A 21,198-nucleotide genomic window follows, 5' to 3' on the forward strand; every position below is an offset into this window, starting at 1 on the left:
GGCGCGACTCCAGGGGGTACCGCGTACCGGGTACCAGCCACTGTAGGCCGCCCCTGCGCATCCCGCCCTCCGGCGGACTCAGCCTCGCCGGCATGTGAGGCGCGGGGGTTCCGGGGGCAGCGCCCCCGCCAACGGCGCCGCAGGTCAGCGGGAGGTCTTGACCCCGGTCAGCGCGGTGACCACGGGGTCCAGCGCCTGGTTGATCTCGTCGCCGATCGAGCGGAAGAAGGTGATCGGCGCCCCGTACGGGTCGTACACCTCGTCCGCGTCCGGCGAGGGGGCCAGCAGCCACCCGCGCAGAGCGGCGGCGGCACGGACCAGCGCGCGGGCCCGTTCCACCATCCCGTCCTCCAGCGGAGGCAGCGTCGCCGGGTCTATCGCCCGCACCAGCCGGGTGAACTCCTTCAGCGTGAAGGTGCGCAGCCCCGCCGAGTGCCCCATCGAGATCACCTGGGCGCGGTGGTCGCGGGTGGCGGTCAGGACCAGGTCCGCGCGTATGACGTGCTCGTCCAGGAGTTCCCGGCCGGTGAAACCGGAGGCGTCCGCCCCGAAGTCGGCCAGCACGGCGGCCGCGTTGGCCTCCATGGGCGCGCCCTCGTGGCCCCAGGTGCCCGCGCTCTCCACGATCAGGTCGCCGGTGACGGGGCCGCCGAGCCGGTGGGACAGCGCGTGCCGCGTCAGCCGCTCGGTGATGGGCGAGCGGCAGACGTTGCCGGTGCTGACGTGGAGTATGCGGAAGGTGCTGTCCCCGGCTATGCCACGCCCCTCAGGGCTCACGGGGCCACCTCGAGGTCGGGTACGACCTCCCGCAGCTGCTCGGCGGTCAGTGCCCCCGCGCGCAGCAGGACGGGAACCTTCCCGGTGACGTCGACGATCGACGAGGGCTGCATGCCCGGGGTCGGACCGCCGTCCAGGTACACGGACACGGAGTCGCCGAGCATCTCGCGGGCCGCGTCGCAGTCCTCCGGCGCCGGGTGTCCGGTCAGGTTCGCCGAGGACACCGCCATCGGGCCGACCTCGGTCAGCAGCTCGATCGCGACGGGGTGCAGGGGCATGCGTACGGCCACCGTGCCGCCGGTCTCGCCCAGGTCCCACGCCAGCGAGGGCTGGTGCTTGGCGACGAGGGTCAGCGCGCCGGGCCAGAAGGCGTCGACCAGCTCCCACGCCTGCTCGGAGAAGTCGGTGACCAGGCCGTGCAGGGTGTTCGGGGAGCCGATGAGGACGGGGGTGGGCATGTTGCGGCCGCGCCCCTTGGCGGCGAGCAGGTCGCCGACGGCCTCCACGCTGAAGGCGTCCGCGCCGATCCCGTACAGGGTGTCCGTGGGCAGCACGACGAGCTCTCCGCGACGTACGGCGGAGGCGGCTTCGCGCAGGCCCGTCTTTCGGTCCGTCGCGTCGTTGCAGTCGTATCGCCGGGCCATCAGCGGGCCTCCTCGTGCAGCAGGGTGGTGGCGGGAATGCGCGCGGTGACCGTGCCGGTCGAGGCGGGGCCGATGACGGCGGGGCCGGTCACGGCATGGCCTTGCGGGCGGTGGCGAAGCGCGGGCGGTTGTTGAGGTCGGGGTGGTCGGCGGCGTCGGCCCAGCCCCGCTCCTCGGCGAAGATCCACGGGACCTGTCCGCCCTGGGTGTCGGCGTGCTCGATCACGACGATGCCGCCGGGACGCAGCAGCCGGTGGGCGGTGCGCTCGATGCCGCGGATGGTGTCCAGGCCGTCCTCGCCGGAGAACAGCGCCATCTCGGGGTCGTGGTCGCGGGCCTCGGGCGCGACGTACTCCCACTCGGTGAGCGGGATGTACGGCGGGTTGGAGATGACCAGGTCGACCTGTCCGTCCAGCTCGGGCAGCGCGCTGAGCGCGTTGCCCTGGTGGACGGTGACCCGGGAGCCCTCGGCGTTCTTACGGGTCCACCGCAGGGCGTCCTCGGACAGCTCGACGGCGTGCACGCGCGAGCGCGGCACCTCCTGCGCCATGGCCAGTGCGATGGCGCCGGAGCCGGTGCAGAGGTCCACGATCAGCGGTTCGACGACGTCCATCGCCCGGACGGCCTGTATGGCCCAGTCCACGACCGACTCGGTCTCGGGCCGGGGCACGAAGACCCCGGGCCCGACCTGGAGCTCCAGGTAGCGGAAGAAGGCGCGGCCGGTGATGTGCTGGAGCGGCTCGCGCGCCTCGCGGCGGGCGACGGCCTCCCAGTACCGGGCGTCGAAGTCCGCGTCCTTGACGTGGTGGAGTTCCCCCCGCTTGACGCCGTGCACGAAGGCCGCGAGCTCCTCCGCGTCGAAGCGCGGTGAGGGCACGCCGGCGGCGGCCAGCCGCTGGGTGGCCTGGGCCACCTCGGCAAGCAGCAAGTTCACGCTGGTCCTCCGGGCTGCTGTCGTACGGGGGGTGGTACGGGGTCCTGCGGGGTGGTGCGGGTCCTGCGGGGTCCTGCGGGAGGACCTCAGTGCGCGGACGCGAGCTTGGCGGCGGAGTCCGTGTCGACACAGGCCTGGATGACCGGGTCGAGGTCTCCGTCGAGCACCTGGTCCAAGTTGTACGCCTTGAAGCCCGTCCGGTGGTCCGAGATCCGGTTTTCCGGGTAGTTGTACGTACGGATCTTCTCGGAGCGGTCCACGGAGCGCACCTGGCTGCGGCGCACGTCGGAGGCCTCCTGCTCGGCGGCTTCCTGGGCGGCGGCCAGCAGGCGCGAGCGCAGGATGCGCATGGCCTGCTCCTTGTTCTGGAGCTGGCTCTTCTCGTTCTGGCAGGACGCGACCACACCGGTCGGGATGTGCGTGATGCGCACGGCCGAGTCGGTGGTGTTGACGGACTGGCCGCCGGGGCCCGAGGAGCGGTACACGTCGATGCGGAGGTCGTTCATGTTGACCTCGACCTCCACCTCCTCGGCTTCCGGGGTGACGAGCACGCCGGCGGCGGAGGTGTGGATGCGGCCCTGGGACTCGGTGGCCGGCACGCGCTGGACGCGGTGCACGCCGCCCTCGTACTTCAGGCGGGCCCAGACGCCCTGGCCGGGCTCGGTGGCGCCGTTGCCGCCCTTGGTGCGGACGGAGACCTGGACGTCCTTGTAGCCGCCGAGCTCGGACTCGGTGGCGTCGATGATCTCGGTCTTCCAGCCCACGCGCTCGGCGTAGCGCAGGTACATGCGCAGCAGGTCGCCGGCGAACAGGGCCGACTCGTCGCCGCCCGCGCCCGCCTTGACCTCGAGGAGCACGTCCTTGTCGTCGCTGGGGTCGCGCGGAACGAGCAGCAGGCGGAGCTTCTCGGTGAGCTCTTCGCGCTGTGCGGTCAGTTCCTTGACCTCGGCCACGAAGTCCGGGTCGACGGCCGCGAACTCCTTCGCCGTCTCGATGTCCTCGGCGGACTGCTTCCAGGCACGGAAGGTCGCGACGATCGGGGTCAGCTCCGCGTAGCGCTTGTTCAGCTTGCGCGCGTTGGCCTGATCCGAGTGGACCGAAGGGTCGGCGAGCTTCTTCTCAAGATCGGCGTGCTCGCCGATCAGTTCCTCGACCGCCTCGAACATCGGGGGCTCCTGAAGATGGTGAATGTGAAGAAAAGGGCTGCGGGACGAGAAAGGCGCCGGTCCGGCTGCCCCCGTGCGTACAGGGTGCAGCCGGAACCCGGCGCCTGAGGCTCGCTACTTCTGTGCAGCCTTGCCGAAGCGGGCCTCGAAGCGGGCCACACGGCCACCGGTGTCGAGGATCTTCTGCTTGCCCGTGTAGAACGGGTGGCACTCGGAGCAGACCTCGGCACGAATGTTGCCTTCGGTCAGGGTGCTACGAGTGGTGAACGACGCGCCACAGGTGCAGCTGACCTGGGTCTCGACGTACTGGGGGTGAACATCGCGCTTCAAGGTGTCTCCTAGATTCGGGAGGGCGCCGGGTCGCAGGAGCCGAATTGCGCGCTGCGTGAACCGGGGCCGACAGACCAGTCTGCCAGGACCGGGCTGCCTGTCAAAATTCTGAGGACGCCTCCCTCAACGGCAGGGGGCCGGCATCTATTCCACGGCCGGGCGGAACCCGTCCGACCAGGCGGTTCGGGCTTGCCGGACGGTCATGGCCAACCCTATCCATCCTGCCTACCGGACGACCGTACCGGCGGTGCTCTTGTCGCCGGCCGAGTTCGCGGTGGCCTCGGCGGGGACCTGCCGGTCGGCCAGCAGGGCGTCCCAGACCAGCTTGGACTCCTTGGTGAGCGGGACGACCCGGTTGGGGTCACGGGTGTCGCCGGTCACCGGCAGGGTGATCATCTGCATGTCCTCGGGGCTGATGCCCTCCAGGCCCTGGGCGAAGCCCATGAGGGACTTCACGTCGCCGAGCGCCTTGTCCGTGGTGACGGCCTTGGTGGCGGTGTCGGCCAGGTCGAGCAGCTTCTTCGGGTTGTCGAAGACGCCGATGCTCTTGACCTGCTTGATCAGCGCCTTGATGAAGGCCTGCTGGAGCTGTATTCGGCCCAGGTCGCCGCCGTCGCCGACGCCGTGGCGGGTACGGACGAGGCCGAGGGCCTGCTCTCCGGTGAGCCTGTTCGTCCCGGCGGGCAGGTTCAGATGGCTGTAGTCGTCCTTGATCGGCTTGGTGGTCGTCACCTCGACGCCGCCGAGCTTGTCGATGATCTCCTTGAAGCCCGTGAAGTCGACTTCGAGGTAGTGATCCATGCGGATCCCCGACATCTTCTCCACGGTCGCGACCGCGCAGGCGGCCCCGCCGACGGTGAACGACTCGTTGAACATCTTGCGCGGGCCGCCCAGGTCGCTCTTGCCGTTGGGGAGCTTGCAGGAGGGCCGGGTCACCAGGGTGTCGCGGGGTATCGACACGACGGTGGCCTTGGTGTGGCCCTCGTTGAGGTGGACGATCATCGCCGTGTCGGAGCGCGCGGAGCCGCCGTCGTCCTGGCCGTACTCCCCGTTGGCCCCGCCGCGGGAGTCGGAGCCGAGGACGAGGATGTCCATCGAGCCGTTGTCCACGTCCTGCGGGCGGTCCGCGCCGAGGACGGCGTCGATGTCGACCGTCTTGAGGTTGCCGTTGAACTTGAAGTAGAAGTAGCCGAGCCCCGCCCCGCCCAGGAGGACCACGCCCGCGGCGGTCCACGCGGCGATGACGACGGCCCTGCGGCGCGCGGCCGGCTTCCGTCGGCGTCGGCCCGCGCCGGCCCTGCGGCCGTGGCCCCTGTTGTCCTGGCTCATGCTCTGCTCTGCCCGTCTGTGTGCGGCCCGGTTGCCCGTTTCCCTCTGACAGAGACGGTCGGCCGCCTTCCAGGGTTCCACGGCCCCCTGTGCGCCCGGTGTGAGCGCTGTCGCGTACGCCCCGGGCCCGCCCGGGGCGTACGCCCCGTAATCCCGCACCTACCTGCGGTTTCCCCCGCGGGCTCGGAGGCGGCGCCCGGGGCCGCGCGGGGTACGGAGTGTGGCAAAGGTCGCAGCCGTGCACGAAGTCCCGTAGACCGCCGGGACCCCCGTGCGCGGACCACCGGGCCCCCTACGACGCGACCGCCCCCGTCGCGGATGCGGCGGGGGCGGTCGTGGTCATGCGGGTGGTGCCACGGGGAGACGTCAGTCGTCGTTCTTGCCCGACGGGGTCGTCTTCGCGATCTGCATGAGGAACTCGGCGTTCGACTTCGTCTGCTTCATCTTGTCGAGGAGCAGCTCGATGGCCTGCTGCGAGTCGAGCGCGTGCAGCACCCGGCGCAGCTTCCAGACGATGGCGAGCTCCTCGCTGTTGAGGAGGATCTCCTCCTTGCGGGTGCCCGAGGGGTCCACGTCCACGGCCGGGAAGATGCGCTTGTCGGCGAGCTTCCGGTCGAGCTTGAGCTCCATGTTGCCGGTGCCCTTGAACTCCTCGAAGATCACCTCGTCCATGCGCGAGCCGGTGTCGACCAGCGCGGTGGCCAGGATGGTCAGCGAGCCGCCGTCCTCGATGTTGCGCGCGGCACCGAAGAAGCGCTTCGGCGGGTACAGCGCGGTCGAGTCGACACCACCGGACAGGATGCGGCCGGAGGCGGGGGCGGCGAGGTTGTACGCGCGTCCCAGACGGGTGATGGAGTCCAGCAGGACGACCACGTCGTGACCGAGCTCGACGAGACGCTTGGCGCGCTCGATGGCCAGCTCGGCGACGGTGGTGTGGTCCTCGGCCGGGCGGTCGAAGGTCGAGGAGATGACCTCGCCCTTCACCGACCGCTGCATGTCGGTCACCTCTTCCGGACGCTCGTCGACCAGGACGACCATCAGGTGGCACTCGGGGTTGTTGACCGTGATCGCGTTGGCGATCGCCTGCATGATCATGGTCTTACCGGTCTTCGGCGGGGCCACGATCAGACCGCGCTGGCCCTTACCGATCGGCGACACGAGGTCGATGATGCGGGTGGTCAGCACGCCCGGGTCGGTCTCCAGGCGGAGCCGGTCCTGCGGGTACAGGGGGGTCAGCTTCTGGAACTCCGGGCGGCCGCGGCCGGATTCGGGCGCCATGCCGTTGACGGAGTCCAGGCGCACGAGCGCGTTGAACTTCTCGCGGCGCTCGCCGTCCTTGGGCTGCCGGACGGCGCCGGTGGTGTGGTCGCCCTTGCGCAGACCCGCCTTGCGGACCTGGGCGAGGGAGACGTACACGTCGTTCGGGCCGGGCAGGTAGCCCGAGGTCCGGATGAACGCGTAGTTGTCGAGGATGTCCAGGATGCCCGCGACGGGGATCAGGACGTCGTCGTCGGCGACCGGGGTCTCGACCGGGGCGAACTCGTCGCGTCCGCGACGGCCACGGCGGTCGCGGTAGCGTCCGCGACGGCCGCGACGGCCGTCCTCGTCGAAGTCGTCCTGGGGGCCGTTGTCCTGACGGTCCCGGTCCTGACGGCCACCCTGCTGGCCCTGACCCTGACCCTGGCCGCGGCCGCCCTGCTGGCGGTCCTGACGGTCGGTCCGGTCCTGGCGGCCGCCCTGCTGGCCCTGGTTCTGACCCTGGCCCTGGCCCTGGTTCTGACCCTGACCCTGGCCACCCTGACCGGCCTGGCCCTGGCCCTGACCCTGGGCGCCCTGGCCCTGGTCGTCGGCCTTGGCACCGCGGTCACGGCGCTCGCGGCGGCCGTCGGCGCGGTCGTTGCCCCGCTCGCGGCGGTCGCGACGGCCGCGGCCCTCGCCCTCCTGGGCCTGGCCCTGGCCGGCGGGGGCGGTGGCGGCCTCGGCCTTCGCCTCGGCCTGTGCGGCCGGAGCGACGGTCTCGGGCTTCTGCTCCACCTGTACGGCGGCGGCGGGGGCCGAACCCTCGGGGCTGCCGGAGGGGGCGGTGGCACGCCGGCGACGGCGCTCGCCGACCGGGGCGTCCTCTCCCCCGCGCTCGGCTTCGCTCGCGCGGGCGGGGCCCCCCGCGGGCTGACCCGGGATGTCGATCTGGGCCTGCGCGGCGGTCTTCTCGGCGGGCGCCTCGGCGGCGGCCTCGCCCGTACGGGCCTTGCTGGTGGCGCGGCGCTTCGGCTTGGTCTCGCCGCCGTCGGCGGACGCGGCGGCCGGCGCGGCGGCCGCGGCCTTGGGGGCGCTGCTTCCCGCCTGCGCCTCCTTGATGACCTCGATCAGCTGGCCCTTGCGCATCCGCGCGGTGCCCCTGATACCGAGGCCCGACGCGACCTGCTGGAGCTCGGCCAGGACCATGCCGTCAAGGCCGGTGCCGGAGCGGCGGCGCTTGGTCGGCGCGGCGCCCTCGGCGGGGGCACTGGTGTCGACGTTGGTGTCGGCAGCGCCCATCAGATCGGTGGTGTCGCTCACGAAGGGTCCTTCCCTGGAGCGGACGTCGGCCTGTCTGGCTCGGCGACCGGTTGTGCTGTCCGACGGCGGTCCGTGACCTGAGGAGGTGTGGACCGCAGCCGGGGCGGTGGTCCGCCGATAGAGATACGGCGGAGAGAAACGTGCATGTGCGTGGGTGGTTCCGGCGAGAAGCCCCCGAGCTGAAAGCGTGGGAATGTCACGCCGATTCCGGAGCGTGCTCGAAACTGCTGGCAGCGATCAAAGCAGTCGGGGAGGCTCCCGGAAGAAAGGTGGTCCCTGATAGGGACACTGAGCACCAAGCCATGGCGGCTTCGGATGCGCACTTGAGACTAACACTACCGGATCCAACAGACATTCCCCCTCTCCATCACCGGCTGTAGAGCCCATCCGCGCTGGTTCCGCGCTGGTTCCGCGCGGGCTCCGCGCGGGCGGCCTGCCCCGGCCGCCCGCCCCTGGCCGGCTGTGTCCTCTACTGAACGGATCAGCCGCCCTGGGTTCCCAGCGGAAGTACGCTCGCGCCCGCTGCGTCGAGTGCCAGCCGGTTGGCCGCCCACCCCTCGCCCGCGAGCCGTGCGACCTTGTCGGCCGCACCGTTGTCGACCAGCGCGAGGACCGTGGGGCCCGCGCCGGAGATCACCGCGGGGATGCCGTCCGCCCGCAGTCGGGCCACGAGCGCCACGCTCTCGGGCATCGCCGGGGACCGGTACTCCTGGTGGAGACGGTCCTCGGTGGCCGGCAGCAGGAACTCGGGACGCCTGGTCAGGGCCTCTACGAGCAGACCCGCGCGGCCCGCGTTGACGGCCGCGTCCACGTGCGGGACGGTGCGCGGCAGCAGGCCGCGCGCGGTCTCCGTCAGGACCGGCTTGGAGGGGACGAAGACCACCGGAACGATGGAATCGGCGGGCTCCATACGGATCGCCTTGGCGCTGCCGCCGTCCATCCACGCGAGGGTGAAGCCGCCGAGCAGACAGGCGGCGACGTTGTCGGGGTGGCCCTCGATCTCGGTGGCGAGCTCCAGCAGCGCCGTGTCGTCGAGCTTGGCCTCTCCGCCTATCGTCACGGCGCGGGCGGCCACGATGCCCGCGCAGATGGCGGCGGAGGAGGACCCAAGGCCGCGGCCGTGCGGGATGCGGTTGGCGCAGACGACCTCGAGGCCGCGCGGCTGGCCGCCCAGCAGGTCGAAGGCGGTGCGCATGGAACGTACGAGGAGGTGGCTCTCGTCCCGCGGGAGGGTGTCGGCACCTTCGCCCGCGATGTCGATGTTCAGGCCGGAATCGGCCACGCGTACGACGACGTCGTCGTAGAGCCCCAAGGCCAGCCCGAAGGCGTCGAAGCCCGGGCCGAGGTTGGCACTGCTGGCGGGAACGCGCACCCGTACGGCGGCGGCGCGGAAGGCGGGACCGGCCATCTTCCGATGACACTCCTTGTGACTGTGCGAGACGGGATCTTTGCTGGCTCGCTGTGAATGTACTGGAGAACGTACGACACCCGAAGGCCCTGTGGGCAGCACCGCGGTCATATGCGCGGCGGCGGATGTAAGTACAGCCTATCGAAGGAAGGTTCTTCTCCGACATAGGGCGCACAGCAGGCGCACGATGCGTGTCGTGGGCTCCCACCGGATCCCTCGAGTTCTCACCGGGACTTCTGCGGGCTTCCGTGGCCTTTTGTGCCGTACGGGCCCGAGTTGCCGGATTCCTCAGCCTGGAGAAGGCTTTCGGAATCCGGCAACGCGGTTACTGCGGACACTGCGGTTACTGCGGGTACTGCGGTTGCCGCGGATACTGCGGCTCCCCCCGGCACTTTCCGGATCAGACGAGACCGAGACGGATCGCGGCGGCCTCGGCATCGACCGGAATGGTGATCGGCTGCGGAGCTCCGGCGACCGCCCAGTCGGGGTCCTTCAGGCCGTTGCCGGTGACGGTGCACACGATCTTCTGGCCAGGGTCGACCAGACCGAGCTCGACGGCCTTGAGCAGACCGGCCACCGACGCGGCCGAGGCGGGCTCGACGAAGACACCCTCCTGAGCGGCCAACAGGCGGTAGGCCGCCAGGATCTGGCGGTCCGTCACCTCGTCGATGAAGCCGCCCGACTCGTCCCGGGCCTGCAGGGCGTAGTCCCACGAGGCCGGGTTGCCGATGCGGATCGCGGTGGCGATGGTGTGCGGCTCCTTGACGACCTCGCCGCGCACGATCGGCGCGGAACCGGAAGCCTGGAAACCCCACACGCGGGGCGTACGGGAGGCCAGGCCATCGGCCTTGTACTCCTTGAAGCCCTTCCAGTACGCGGTGATGTTGCCGGCGTTGCCGACGGGCAGCACGTGGATGTCGGGGGCGTCGCCGAGCGCGTCCACGATCTCGAACGCGGCCGTCTTCTGGCCCTCGATGCGTACCGGGTTGACGGAATTGACCAGCGCCACCGGGTAGTTGTCGGACAGCGCGCGGGCCAGGTCCAGGCAGTCGTCGAAGTTGCCGTCGACCTGAAGGATCTTGGCGCCGTGCACGAGCGCCTGGCCCATCTTGCCCAGCGCGATCTTGCCGCGGGGCACGAGGACGGCGCAGACCATCCCGGCGCGCACCGCGTAGGCGGCGGCGGAGGCCGAGGTGTTGCCCGTGGAGGCGCAGATGACGGCCTTGGCGCCGTCCTCCTTGGCCTTGGTGATCGCCATGGTCATGCCGCGGTCCTTGAAGGACCCGGTGGGGTTGGCCCCCTCGACCTTGAGGTGTACCTCGCAGCCGGTGCGCTCGGAGAGCACCTGGGCGGGGACGAGGGGAGTGCCGCCCTCGCGGAGCGTGACCACCGGAGTCGTGGCCGTGACCGGCAGACGGTCCCGGTACTCCTCGATGATGCCGCGCCACTGGTGGGTGCGATTGCTGCTCATGGGTCCTTACTCCCCTTCAACACGCATGATGCTGGCCACACCGCGGACGGTGTCCAGCTTCCGCAGCGCCTCGACGGTCCCGGAGAGGGCCGCGTCGGGTGCCCGGTGAGTGACGACGACGAGGGAGGCCTCGCCGTCCTTTCCCTGCTGGCGGACGGTGTCGATGGAGACACCGTGCTCCGCGAAGGTGGTCGCCACCTGGGCGAGTACGCCCGGCTTGTCCGCCACATCGAGGCTGATGTGGTAGCGGGTGACGACATCCCCCATGGGGCTGACCGGCAGCTGGGTGTAAGCCGACTCGCCCGGCCCCTTTGCCTCGGCGAGCTTGTTGCGGCAGACGGCGACGAGGTCGCCGAGGACCGCCGACGCGGTCGGAGCACCGCCCGCGCCGGGCCCGTAGAACATCAGCCGCCCGGCGGCCTCCGCCTCGACGAAGACGGCGTTGTACGCCTCGCGCACGGAGGCGAGCGGGTGGGTCAGCGGGATCATCGCCGGGTGGACGCGGGCGGTGACGGACTCGCCGTCGGCGGCGCGCTCCAGGATGGCGAGGAGCTTGATGGTGCAGCCCATGCGCTTGGCGGACGCGAAGTCGGCGGCGCTGACCTCGGTCATGCCCTCGCGGTAGACGTCGTCGAGGCGGACCCGGGTGTGGAAGGCGATGCCGGCCAGGATCGCGGCCTTGGCGGCGGCGTCGTAGCCCTCCACGTCGGCCGTGGGGTCGGCCTCGGCGTACCCGAGGGCGGTGGCCTCGTCGAGGGCCTCCTGGTACCCGGCGCCGGTGGAGTCCATCTTGTCGAGGATGAAGTTCGTCGTGCCGTTGACGATGCCCATCACCCGGTTGATCTTGTCGCCCGCGAGGGACTCGCGCATGGGACGGACCAGCGGGATGGCGCCGGCGACGGCGGCCTCGTAGTACAGGTCCAGCCCGGCGGCCTCGGCGGCGGCGTGCAGCGCGGCGCCGTCCTGGGCGAGCAGCGCCTTGTTCGCGGAGACCACGGAGATGCCGTGCTCGAAGGCGGTGGTGATCAGGGTGCGGGCCGGCTCGATGCCGCCGATGACCTCGATCGCGACGTCGATGTCGCCGCGTTTGAGCAGCGCGGTCGCATCGGTGGTGACCAGCGCCGGGTCGATGCCCTCGCGCACCTTGGAGGGACGGCGCACGGCCACGCCCGCGATCTCGACGGGCGCGCCGATCCTGGCCGTCAGGTCGTCGGCGTGCGTCGTCATGATGCGGGCAACTTCCGAGCCGACCACTCCACAGCCCAGCAGCGCCACCTTCAGCGGACGCGTACGCATCATTCGACCTACGCCTTTCGATCTTCACAGCAGTACCCGGTGCGCGGTTTGCACCCCAGGTGTGAACCAGTCTCACTCAATGGACAACAGTTTCCACCCTCGGTCCATTGAGTGAGACACCTATTCGGGGGTCTGGGGGCCGTCCCCCAGAAGAATGCGCATCAGCCGACGTCGAGGCGCAGGAGATCCTCCTCCGTCTCCCGGCGGACGATGACGCGCGCCTCGCCGTCCCGCACGGCGACGACCGGCGGGCGGAGCACGTGGTTGTAGTTGCTCGCCATCGAACGGCAGTACGCACCGGTCGCGGGGACCGCGAGGAGGTCCCCGGGGGCGATGTCGGCGGGCAGGAACGCGTCCTTGACCACGATGTCGCCGCTCTCGCAGTGCTTGCCCACGACGCGCACGAGCATGGGCTCGGCGTCGGAGGTCCGGGAGACGAGGCTGACGGAGTACTCGGCGTCGTAGAGGGCCGTCCGGATGTTGTCGGACATCCCTCCGTCGACGGAGACGTACGTGCGCAGGCCCTCCAGCGGCTTGACCGTGCCCACCTCGTACAGGGTGAAGGCGGTCGGGCCGACGATCGCCCGTCCGGGTTCCACGGAGATCCGCGGGGCGCGCAGGCCGGACGCCTCGCACTCGCGGGCGACGATCTCGTGCAGGGCCTTGGCGATCTCGTGCGGCTCGCGCGGGTCGTCGGCGGAGGTGTAGGCGATGCCCAGCCCGCCGCCGAGGTCGATCTCGGGCAGTTCCACCCCGTGCTCGTCGCGCACGGCGGCGAGGAGGTGCACGACGCGCTTGGCGGAGACCTCGAAGCCGGCCATGTCGAAGATCTGCGAGCCGATGTGGGAGTGGACGCCGAGCAGCTCCAGGCTGTCGTGCCCCAGCGCGCGCCGCACGGCCTCGGCGGCCGACCCGTCGGCGACGGCGATCCCGAACTTCTGGTCCTCGTGCGCGGTGGCGATGAACTCGTGGGTGTGCGCCTCCACGCCCACGGTGACGCGGATCTGCACGGGCTGGCGCACGCCGAGCTCGCGGGCGATGTGGGCGACGCGGGCGATCTCCTGGAAGGAGTCGAGCACGATCCGGCCGACACCGGCCTCGATCGCGCGGGTGATCTCGCTCGTCGACTTGTTGTTGCCGTGGAAGGCGATCCGGGCGGCCGGCATCCCTGCGGCGAGCGCGGTGGCGAGCTCCCCTCCCGAACACACGTCGAGGTTGAGGCCCTCCTCCTTGAGCCACTTCACGACGGCCTTGGAGAGGAACGCCTTGCCTGCGTAGAACACGTCGGCGTCCGGCCCGAAGGCGTGCGCCCAGGCGCGGCAGCGCGCCCGGAAGTCCTCCTCGTCGAGGAAGTACGCGGGCGTCCCGAACTCCTCGGCGAGCCGGGTCACTTCGATCCCGCCGACGGTGGCGACCCCGTGCTCGTTCCGGCCGACCGTCCGCGCCCAGACCTTCTCGTCGAGGACGTTGAGGTCGGCGGCCGGCGGGGCGTAGTGGCCCTCGGGCATGACGTCGGCGTGGCGGGGCCCGGCGGGGTGTGCGGAACGGCTCATCTCGTCATTCTCTCTTCGCAAATCATCCGGAACGCGGGCGGATCACATCGGATCACGTCCGGTGTCGCGGCTTCACAGGTGGTGGTCGTCGGGTGCATCGATACCGAGCAGGGCCAGGCCGCCGGCCAGCACCGTCCCGGCGGCTTCGGCAAGGGCCAGCCGGGCGCGGTGGGCGGCCGAGGGTTTCTCGTCGCCCTTGGGCAGGACGCCGTACTGGAAGTCGAGCAGGGCGTCGGCGATCACGACGAGCTGCCGGACGAGCCGCTCGGGCGCCCGGTGGTGCGCGGCGGCTTCGAGCACGAGGGTCTGGTCGCGCAGGGCCGCGAGCAGGGCGCCGGCGCCATCCACCTCGCCCGGTTCCGCACGGAACCCCAACTGCCCGGCGTTACGGGTCAGCGCCCGCGCCCGGGAGCGGGCGTACCGCACCCGGAAGAACTCGCTCGACTCGTCCTGGACGAGCAGCCACGCGGGAAACACGGGGGTCTCGGGCCCCGGAACGGACAGCATCGCCCAGACGGCGGCGTCGGCCCCGAAGCGGACACGGACATCCCCGTCGCGCTTGGCGACGGGGGCGACGGGGGCGATGCCGGCGTCGGGGGCGACGCGGGCGCCCTCTCCCGCTTCTCCCGACTCTCCCTCTTCTCCCGCCAACCCCTGGCTGCTCACGATCCGCTGCACGGCCGCGTGGACGACACGCTCACGCAGGGCAGCGACGGGCACGCCGGCGAACTCGGTGGCACCGGGGGTCTCACGCACCCCGGGGGCCAGGCCGTAGAGGGCCGCCCCACCGGCTCGAACGCTCCGTACGTACTCCCCCACCGAACTCTCGGAGAGTACGAAGTTCAGGAACCCGGCGCCGGTGATCTCCACGCGCTCGATCCCGGGCAGGCCCGCCAGCCGCCGGGCCAGCACTTCGGCCACCCCACGGGGCGCGACTCCGGCTCCGGCCCCCTTGGCCACCCCGAACGCGACGGGCGAGGCGTAGTCCCCCACTCCCCCGGGCCGGGTCCGCTCGACGACGACACGCTCGGGTACGACCACACCGCCGGGCAGCTCACCGTCCTCGACGGCGCGGCGCAGGGCGCGCACGACGGAACGGGAGAGGTCGACGGGGGTCACGTGACCAGCCTAGGGGAGAAGCCCCCACGTCACGCGAAGGGTTTCGCCATTTGAAACCTCCCCTCCCTGGAGGGCGGGGATTCCTGGCTCACGTCGGCTGTGGACCGGCGGACCATCAGCTCTTACACGATCGGCACCAGCCGGGTTGAGACCAGCCCGGACGAGCATCACGCGGGCGGAGTTCTTGTCTCTTGGAGAGACGGCTCCGCACGCGGTGCACGTATACGTGCACATAGAGAGGGGCAGCGCGTGCTTGGTTCTCGCTCCGCACTGTGCGCACTCCATGGTGGTGTGCGCGGGGTGGACAAGGTGCAGCTCACGGCCGTGCTTGCGAGCCATGTGGATCAGTGCGTGCTTGGTCGCGCCGATCGCCGCGTCGGCGGCCTTCTTCGCCATGGTGGACTTGGCGAGGAACTTCGGCCGGAAGTCCTCGACGGCGAGCCTGTCATGATCCCGGACCACCGACTTGGCCCATTTGCGGCCCGTGTCCTCACGCTGCCTGGCAACCTTTTTGTGGAGTTTCGCGGCCTGTCGCTTCGCCTGCCAATAACCCTTCGATCCGGCCTTCCCCCGCTTCGGTTTCCGGCGGGCCATCATCCGCTGGTAGCGGGCCAGGCGCTGGGCAGCGTTCTTCCCGTGCTGCGCGTGCGGCAGGTCGTGGGCATCGCTGGTGGTGGTCGCCGTCTCACGCACACCCCAGTCGATGCCGATGTCGCGACCGGTGGCGGGCAGGGCTTCCGCGACGCCGGGGACGACGAAACTGGCGTACCAATGCCCGACACTGTCCCGGTAGATCCGCACACTGGACGGGGCCTTGGGGAGGTCCCGCGACCACACCACAGTGAGGACGATCCCGCCCGCCAGATGCAGTCGGCCGTCCTTGAGCCGGAATCCGCGCTGGGTGTAGTTCAGGCTCGGGTCGGCTTGGTGCTTCTTCTTGTACTTCGGCATCCCCGCCCGCTGCCGCATCGGCAGCCGGGCCTTGACGTCCTTGAGCGCCTTGGCACGGGATCTCCCGAAATCCCGAATGAGCTGCTGCTGCGGAACACTGCTGCCCTCACGCAGCCAAACGTTCACGGTACGGGCCCCGGTCAGCATCTTGTCCAGCCGAGCCGGACCACACTTCTCATCCTCGGCGTGGGCCTTCCTCGACCGGGCCACGCACTCGTTCCAGACCCACCGGCACCGCACCCACTCCGCTTCCAAGGCGGTACGCGCAGTCGACGGCACACGAAGTCGGTAGGTATACCTGGCAAGCTCGGCACCCTCGGCGGCATTCAGCCGGGGGACGGAACTCATCCCCTCCCTCTCCCGGCGGGAGCACCCTTCCTCTCTCTCCTGTCGCGGCGCTCGATGAGCTGGTGCACGACGCGCACCAGCTCCGCGGGCTCGAAGGGCTTGGCGAGGAAGGCGTCCACGCCGGCGGCGATCCCGGCCTCGACCTCGTTCTGCGTACAGGCGCTCACGATCGCGACGGGCAGATGCCGCGTCCGCGGGTCGGCCCGCAACTGCGCGGCTGCCCCGAACCCGTCCAGCCGGGGCATGACCACATCAAGAGTGATCACATCGGGCATCACACGATGGACGACATCCAGGCACTCGGCACCATCGTTCGCGGTCACGACCTCGAAGCCCTCCAGCTCGAGATTGACCTTGATCAGCTGCCGGATGACTTTGTTGTCGTCGACAACAAGCACCCGGCCCGAGGCGCCCGACACAACTCGAGAGTAGGTCGACCCCGGCCCCCGCGTCCGGCTTTTTGCCACTTCCACCCCGTCCGAGCGACCCACGCTTCCCTCCCCCGGAATCCGTTCCTGATCACCGTCCGGAAGCTGGTAGTGTTCAACCCGTCGCCGCAACACCAGCGACAGCGCCCCCGTAGCTCAGGGGATAGAGCAACGGCCTCCGGAGCCGTGTGCGCAGGTTCGAATCCTGCCGGGGGCACTCCGGAACAAGGCTCTGACCAGCGGAAACGCAGGTCAGAGCCTTTCTTGTTCATGTCAAAACGTAAACGGTCTTTCGACCGTTGCTCCCTTTGGCCGTCTTGGCGCGCCGGACGCTGGACCCGGGGTGGCCGCCTCGCGGGTTTTCGCAGGTCAGAGCCGCTGCACCGGACGCTCAGGCATCACAGGCACCCGTCGAAGGCGACCGCTCGGAGTGTTGCGAGCGAACTTCGCTCAGCAGTACGGAATCTGCGTGTGACCTGGCCGAACGCGATGGAAACGCAAACGGTCTGGTGGGTTGCTTCCAGGAGCGCGGCCTCACCGTGCCCCTGAAAGAGAGCGCCCGCCGTGCCGGGGTCAGCCACGGCACCCTCTACAATTTCCGCGCGCTTCTTGACAGCAGGTCAGGGCGGCGGCCATGGCCTCTGATGATCAAGGTGTCGAAGCCGTTGTTCGTCCAGGGGTCGCGTCCGTGTGCCAGTTTCCACGATCGAAGTCCTGTCCTGCCCCCGTGCCCGCATAGCGTACTTGCCGACCGTCGTGACCGAGGAACTAGTCCATCGTGCCGCGACGTTGGAGGCCCTTCCCGGTCCACGTCGGCGGCAATGGCGTCGCTACCGTTTCGGCGCACTGTTGGCTCTGTGCACCGTCGCTGCCGTCGGCGGCTGGCGCGCCGGTCAGCTGGAGCCCGCCGACGGACTGCGCGCCCTGGCCGTGGACGGCAAGTCCCTGCGCGGCTCACGCACCCGCTCTCGCACCGCGATCCACCTGCTCGCCGCGGTCCTGCACGGCGAGAAGACGGTTATCGCCCAGGGTCAGGTCGACTCCAAGAGCAACGAGATCACCGCGTTCCAGCCCCTGCTCGCCCCGCTGGAACTCACCGGCACCGTCGCCACGTTCGACGCGCTGCTGCCCCAGACCGGTCACGGCCGCGATGAGATCCGCCGGCTCAAGGCCGCCACCGTCGCCCAACTCTCCTTCCCGCACGCCGTCCAGGCTTTGCAGATCGTGCGTCGCCACCGAGCAAGCTGACGCCGTCCAGCTCGCCGCCGCGGTCCGCGGACACTGGCAGATCGAGGCCCTGCACCACATTCGTGACACCACCCTCCGCGAGGACGCCTGCCGAGTGCGTACCGGCAACGCGCCCCGGGCTCTGGCCACCTTCCGCAACCCTTAGAGCGCCCTGGCCCACCTCTTCGGCTGGACCAACCACGCCGAAGCCGCAGATCACCACCGGTCCCACCCCGACCACGCACTCGACCTCATCGCGCCCACCACCTGAGAACGCTCGAACCCTGAGTGGGCATCGGCCAGAGATCCCCTGCATTCAGACAAGAAGGAACCGCGACCTACTGAATCGAGCGTTCATTCGAAAGCCTGTGGGTTGGAGCAAGATCCGCTCCACGGTCCTACAGGTGGGGAACGTTCATGACCGAAGAACGCCGCTTCAAATCCCGTACATATCTTCTAGCAGTGTTGGCGGCAGCTCTTGTTCTGCCACTGGCTGGACCTGCGGCAGCCGCTGGTACGGTTCCGCAGCTTCATGCCCGTACGTTCATGAGTGCCCCTGGCGCCCCCGTCCCATCGCTGGCAGACCTCAAGAGGGGCGACGGGGCCTCGACGATAGCGAGCGGCGAAGCAAACGGCGATGCCGCCACGACGCCCCTCGAAGTCGTCGGCCCCGCAGCCGCGTACGGCATCAAGTCGAGTACGCCGGCAGCTCTCGATGCCAGTGGGCCCGCAGGATCAGGGTCTGGCGCCTCACCTCTGGCGGTGTCCTACCCGGAGCCTGCCCGTACGTTGACGCTGGCCGAGTGCAAGGCGAAGCTGGTCGGCGCAGAGCGCTTCTACATGAAGTCCAGGTTCGCCGTGTGCTCGGGACTCAAGGTCACCACTGTGTGGGAGAAGCAGAGCGGGGCGGTCGGAACCAGCACGTTTACCGTCTACGTCCGCGGCACTGTCCCGCGGGAAGTCGACCGCACCATGTACTTCGACTATGACGTCACCGACTTCAAAGCAGTCGGCAGTACAGGTGCCTCGGGGCTCAAGATCGGCCTCAAGGGAGTGATCCCGCAGGACTGGCCGGCCTCGGCTACCCCCGTGGTCAGCAAGACGCTGCCTGTCACGAAGACATGGCTGGAGATGAGGTCGCAGCCGCACTACACCCATACGGTCCGCTACGCCCCCGGCCAGGGCAGCGGTACCGGCGCGGCCGATGCCGTCTTCGCCGTCTACCAGCCCGAGGTGACCTCAACCCTTCCGGCGGGATGGGTGGGCGAGAAGTCCAAAACTGGCAAGCCGTTCATGTTCGCCCCACGCTGGGACTCTGCCAAGTACCTGCGCAACTCCACCGGAGGCGCTGTCCCGGCCAACAGGGGCGGAGCCGCCTTCAGCCTGATTGCCACCCTCAACTACAGCTCTCAGCCCGGAGCTCCGGAGCAGGCCGTCGCGCAGCACATCAAGAAGGCATTCACCAGCCCGAGTACGACCAAGCCCCGCAACGCTGCGAAGAACGTACCTGGTGACACCCTTCAGGATCCTCTCCACCGCTTGGCCCTTGACACGAAGCGGCAGCAGCGCAATCGGGCTGTCGCCGTTGCGGCGTGCAAAGCCGGCTGGGGACCCAACTACGCAGCCGGCGGCAAGGAGTGCGACGAGTTCCCCTTCGCCTCGACCCATGAAGGTTCGGCAGTAACGGAGTTCGACCCCGACGCGGCCCCCTACAACTACTCCGCCATGCCGGTACCTGCAACGCAGAACAACGCTGCCGGAATTCTCCTCAAGGGCTTCTACAACGCAAACCGCATCATCGACGGCCTGGAAGACGGCTTCATCGTGAAGATCAGCTGACACCCGGAGTCTCTGGGCCTGCTGCCGCGAAAGTAGCGTGGCGGCAGGCCCTCCATTCACGCCGACTTCGGCCAGAAGTCGATCGTGTACTTCTCCACCCCGTGGGCCGTTCCCTCTTCCTGCGTCAACCTCTCGACCTCGGCCCGGCCCGTGCACGTAACACGCACCCGCCACTGTCCAGGGCGCCCGAGCCGGATCAGCTGATCCGAACGCCCGTCGCCCCATAGGGCCACCTCGCCGGTGACCGACTCGTAGTCGATCTCTCCCCGTTCATCCCAGTCCGTTTCCTGAACGTCAGGTTGGCCGTCCCACACCCGCGCGAGCACTGCGGCGGTGTGCGTGTGCCCCGCACTGAACAGATCAAACCTACGCACGTGGGGTTGCAGGAACACCCCCCACTCAAAACAGTCGGGAAACGGAACAGGCACAACGCTGTCGTCTGACTCCTGGAAGCCGAACGACCTGAACGAAACCTCGGCGTCAAGCGACTGCTGCCCCACCAACGTGGCCAAGACTCCTCCACCCCTGAGTGCATGGTCCTATTGCAGACCCCATGGCGGTAGTGAACAGCATCGGCGCGTCGGATCACGGCTTCGGCGTGGTTGGTCCAGCCGAAGTCCTGTCCTGCCACCGTGCCCGCAGAGCGGACTTGGCGACCGCCGAGCCCGAGACACTGGTCCATCTCGCCGAGGTGTTGGAGGCCCTTCCCGATCCACGTCGGCGGCAAGGGCATCGCTACCGTCTCGCCGCGCTGTTGGCTCTGCGCACCGCCGCTGTCCTCGGCGATACTGCCACCTTGGTGTCCATCGCCCGGTTCACAGCCGGTGCCCCGCCCGAGCTGAAGGTCCGCCTCGGTCTGGAAACGAGTGTCCCTCGGGCTTGCGCACCGGGCCGGCTGCTGGCCCGGATCGACGCCGACGCTCTGGACCGGGCCGTCGGCGACTGGCTCGCCGGTCAGCTGGAGCCCGCCGGCGGACTGCGCGCCCTGGCCCTGGACGGCAAGTCCCTGCGCGGCTCGCGGACCCACGATCACACCACTGTCCACCTGCTCGCCGCAGTCCTGCACGGCGAGAAGACGGTGATCGCCCAGCAACAGGTCGACTCCAAAAGCAACAAGACCACCGCATTCCAGCCCCGGCTCTCCCCGCTGGAACTCACCCGCACCGTCGTCACGTTCGACGCCCTGCTGACCCAGACCGGTCACGCCCGCTTCCTCGTTCAAGAGAAGGGAGCCCACTACATCGCCGTGGTCAAGGGCAACAACCCCACCCTGCAGGCCACGCTGAAGAAGCTGCCCTGGCGGGACGTTCCCCTGCTGGACAAGAACCGCAACGCCGGCCACGGCCGGGACGAGATCCGCTGGCTCAAGGCCGCCACCGTCAGTGGACTCGCGTTCCCGCACGCCGTCCAGGCGCCGCAGATCGTGCGCCGACGCCGTGATGTCCGCACCGGCAAGGTGACACTCGAACGCGTCTACGCGGTCACCAGCCTGCGAGCTGAGCAGGCCACCCCCGCCCAACTCGCCGCCGCCGTCCGCGGGCACTGGCAGATCGAGGCCCTGCACCACATCCGCGACACCACCCTCCACGAAGACGCCTGCCGGGTGCGTACCGGAGACGCTCCACGAGCCCTGGCCACCTTCCGCAACCTCGCGATAGCCCTGGCACACCTTGTCGGCTGGACCAACCACGCCCAAGCCGTGGATCACTACCGGTCACATCCCGACCACGCACTCGACCTCATCACGCCCACCAGCTGAGAACGATTCAGCCCTGCTACCGAGGGCGCCCCGTCCGACTTTCCCTCAGGTTGGCAACAA

The 21,198-nt window shown here is 69.7% G+C and carries 18 protein-coding genes and 1 tRNA gene; 4 read left to right on the top strand and 15 right to left on the bottom strand.

Going from position 1 to position 21,198, the window contains the following annotated elements; genetic code table 11:
- Window positions 1–144: 144 nt before the first annotated feature.
- The 14 genes from ACIQV3_RS15295 to ACIQV3_RS15360 form a co-directional block, all read right to left on the bottom strand.
- Window positions 145–777: a protein-tyrosine-phosphatase gene (locus ACIQV3_RS15295; protein ID WP_403712852.1), complete on the bottom strand. Its 633-nt coding sequence runs from the start codon at window positions 775–777 to the stop codon at window positions 145–147.
- Window positions 774–1,421 carry an L-threonylcarbamoyladenylate synthase gene (locus tag ACIQV3_RS15300; RefSeq protein WP_383947091.1) on the bottom strand — a complete coding sequence of 216 codons (648 nt, stop codon included), beginning with the start codon at window positions 1,419–1,421 and terminating at the stop codon, window positions 774–776. The genes ACIQV3_RS15295 and ACIQV3_RS15300 overlap by 4 nt, the downstream gene beginning before the upstream one ends.
- Window positions 1,422–1,509: 88 nt before the next feature.
- Complete coding sequence (gene prmC / locus ACIQV3_RS15305; protein WP_384663405.1) at window positions 1,510–2,355, bottom strand: peptide chain release factor N(5)-glutamine methyltransferase; 846 nt, start codon at window positions 2,353–2,355, stop codon at window positions 1,510–1,512.
- 86 nt (window positions 2,356–2,441) lie between these two features.
- The gene (gene prfA / locus ACIQV3_RS15310; protein WP_403712853.1) at window positions 2,442–3,521 is read right to left on the bottom strand and encodes a peptide chain release factor 1; all 1,080 of its coding nucleotides are present in this window, start codon (window positions 3,519–3,521) and stop codon (window positions 2,442–2,444) included.
- 114 nt (window positions 3,522–3,635) lie between these two features.
- Window positions 3,636–3,851, bottom strand: a complete 216-nt coding sequence (gene rpmE / locus ACIQV3_RS15315) for a 50S ribosomal protein L31 (protein ID WP_383947082.1) — start codon at window positions 3,849–3,851, stop codon at window positions 3,636–3,638.
- A gap of 225 nt (window positions 3,852–4,076) precedes the next feature.
- Window positions 4,077–5,180 (bottom strand): LCP family protein, encoded by a 1,104-nt coding sequence (locus tag ACIQV3_RS15320; RefSeq protein ID WP_403712854.1) that lies wholly within the window; start codon window positions 5,178–5,180, stop codon window positions 4,077–4,079.
- 366 nt (window positions 5,181–5,546) lie between these two features.
- Window positions 5,547–7,739: a transcription termination factor Rho gene (rho, locus tag ACIQV3_RS15325; protein ID WP_403712856.1), complete on the bottom strand. Its 2,193-nt coding sequence runs from the start codon at window positions 7,737–7,739 to the stop codon at window positions 5,547–5,549.
- 481 nt (window positions 7,740–8,220) lie between these two features.
- Complete coding sequence (thrB, locus tag ACIQV3_RS15330) at window positions 8,221–9,147, bottom strand: homoserine kinase (RefSeq protein ID WP_243336217.1); 927 nt, start codon at window positions 9,145–9,147, stop codon at window positions 8,221–8,223.
- Window positions 9,148–9,547: 400 nt separating this feature from the next.
- Window positions 9,548–10,618: a threonine synthase gene (gene thrC / locus ACIQV3_RS15335; protein ID WP_403712857.1), complete on the bottom strand. Its 1,071-nt coding sequence runs from the start codon at window positions 10,616–10,618 to the stop codon at window positions 9,548–9,550.
- Between the two features lie 6 nt (window positions 10,619–10,624).
- Window positions 10,625–11,914 carry a homoserine dehydrogenase gene (locus tag ACIQV3_RS15340; RefSeq protein WP_403712895.1) on the bottom strand — a complete coding sequence of 430 codons (1,290 nt, stop codon included), beginning with the start codon at window positions 11,912–11,914 and terminating at the stop codon, window positions 10,625–10,627.
- 161 nt (window positions 11,915–12,075) lie between these two features.
- Window positions 12,076–13,467 (bottom strand): diaminopimelate decarboxylase, encoded by a 1,392-nt coding sequence (gene lysA, locus ACIQV3_RS15345; RefSeq protein ID WP_403712858.1) that lies wholly within the window; start codon window positions 13,465–13,467, stop codon window positions 12,076–12,078.
- Window positions 13,468–13,539: 72 nt separating this feature from the next.
- Window positions 13,540–14,586 carry an ArgS-related anticodon-binding protein NrtL gene (gene nrtL / locus ACIQV3_RS15350; RefSeq protein ID WP_403712859.1) on the bottom strand — a complete coding sequence of 349 codons (1,047 nt, stop codon included), beginning with the start codon at window positions 14,584–14,586 and terminating at the stop codon, window positions 13,540–13,542.
- A 9-nt stretch (window positions 14,587–14,595) separates the two neighbouring features.
- Window positions 14,596–15,885: an RNA-guided endonuclease InsQ/TnpB family protein gene (locus ACIQV3_RS15355; protein ID WP_403712860.1), complete on the bottom strand. Its 1,290-nt coding sequence runs from the start codon at window positions 15,883–15,885 to the stop codon at window positions 14,596–14,598.
- Window positions 15,882–16,352, bottom strand: coding sequence for a response regulator (locus ACIQV3_RS15360; RefSeq protein ID WP_403712896.1), 471 nt, complete (start codon window positions 16,350–16,352; stop codon window positions 15,882–15,884). The genes ACIQV3_RS15355 and ACIQV3_RS15360 overlap by 4 nt, the downstream gene beginning before the upstream one ends.
- A gap of 106 nt (window positions 16,353–16,458) precedes the next feature.
- Between ACIQV3_RS15360 and ACIQV3_RS15365 the strand changes: the two genes are divergently transcribed.
- The 3 genes from ACIQV3_RS15365 to ACIQV3_RS15375 all read left to right on the top strand — a co-directional run bounded on the left by ACIQV3_RS15365 (window position 16,459) and on the right by ACIQV3_RS15375 (window position 19,379).
- Window positions 16,459–16,530: transfer RNA gene (locus ACIQV3_RS15365), tRNA-Arg, on the top strand.
- 632 nt (window positions 16,531–17,162) lie between these two features.
- Entirely contained in the window at window positions 17,163–17,561 is a 399-nt protein-coding gene (locus tag ACIQV3_RS15370; RefSeq protein ID WP_403712861.1) for a hypothetical protein, read from the top strand.
- Between the two features lie 396 nt (window positions 17,562–17,957).
- On the top strand, window positions 17,958–19,379 hold the full coding sequence (locus ACIQV3_RS15375; RefSeq protein ID WP_403712862.1) for a NucA/NucB deoxyribonuclease domain-containing protein: 1,422 nt from the start codon (window positions 17,958–17,960) through the stop codon (window positions 19,377–19,379).
- A 56-nt stretch (window positions 19,380–19,435) separates the two neighbouring features.
- Here the strand turns inward: ACIQV3_RS15375 and ACIQV3_RS15380 are convergent, their stop codons facing one another.
- Complete coding sequence (locus ACIQV3_RS15380; RefSeq protein WP_403712863.1) at window positions 19,436–19,891, bottom strand: hypothetical protein; 456 nt, start codon at window positions 19,889–19,891, stop codon at window positions 19,436–19,438.
- An 86-nt stretch (window positions 19,892–19,977) separates the two neighbouring features.
- Between ACIQV3_RS15380 and ACIQV3_RS15385 the strand changes: the two genes are divergently transcribed.
- Window positions 19,978–21,138, top strand: a complete 1,161-nt coding sequence (locus ACIQV3_RS15385; protein ID WP_403712897.1) for an ISAs1 family transposase — start codon at window positions 19,978–19,980, stop codon at window positions 21,136–21,138.
- Window positions 21,139–21,198: the final 60 nt, after the last annotated feature.

It is taken from the genome of Streptomyces sp. NPDC099050, from assembly GCF_044759865.1.
Lineage (GTDB): Bacteria > Actinomycetota > Actinomycetes > Streptomycetales > Streptomycetaceae > Streptomyces.

What these genes read in the sequence shown, in the direction of transcription:
- ACIQV3_RS15300 (WP_383947091.1), bottom strand. Translation starts at nt 1,421, where the DNA reads ATGGCCCGGCGATACGACTGCAACGACGCGACGGACCGAAAGACGGGC.
- prfA (WP_403712853.1), bottom strand. Translation starts at nt 3,521, where the DNA reads ATGTTCGAGGCGGTCGAGGAACTGATCGGCGAGCACGCCGATCTTGAG.
- ACIQV3_RS15320 (WP_403712854.1), bottom strand. Translation starts at nt 5,180, where the DNA reads ATGAGCCAGGACAACAGGGGCCACGGCCGCAGGGCCGGCGCGGGCCGA.
- thrB (WP_243336217.1), bottom strand. Translation starts at nt 9,147, where the DNA reads ATGGCCGGTCCCGCCTTCCGCGCCGCCGCCGTACGGGTGCGCGTTCCC.
- thrC (WP_403712857.1), bottom strand. Translation starts at nt 10,618, where the DNA reads ATGAGCAGCAATCGCACCCACCAGTGGCGCGGCATCATCGAGGAGTAC.
- ACIQV3_RS15340 (WP_403712895.1), bottom strand. Translation starts at nt 11,914, where the DNA reads ATGCGTACGCGTCCGCTGAAGGTGGCGCTGCTGGGCTGTGGAGTGGTC.
- lysA (WP_403712858.1), bottom strand. Translation starts at nt 13,467, where the DNA reads ATGAGCCGTTCCGCACACCCCGCCGGGCCCCGCCACGCCGACGTCATG.
- ACIQV3_RS15355 (WP_403712860.1), bottom strand. Translation starts at nt 15,885, where the DNA reads ATGAGTTCCGTCCCCCGGCTGAATGCCGCCGAGGGTGCCGAGCTTGCC.
- ACIQV3_RS15375 (WP_403712862.1), top strand. Translation starts at nt 17,958, where the DNA reads ATGACCGAAGAACGCCGCTTCAAATCCCGTACATATCTTCTAGCAGTG.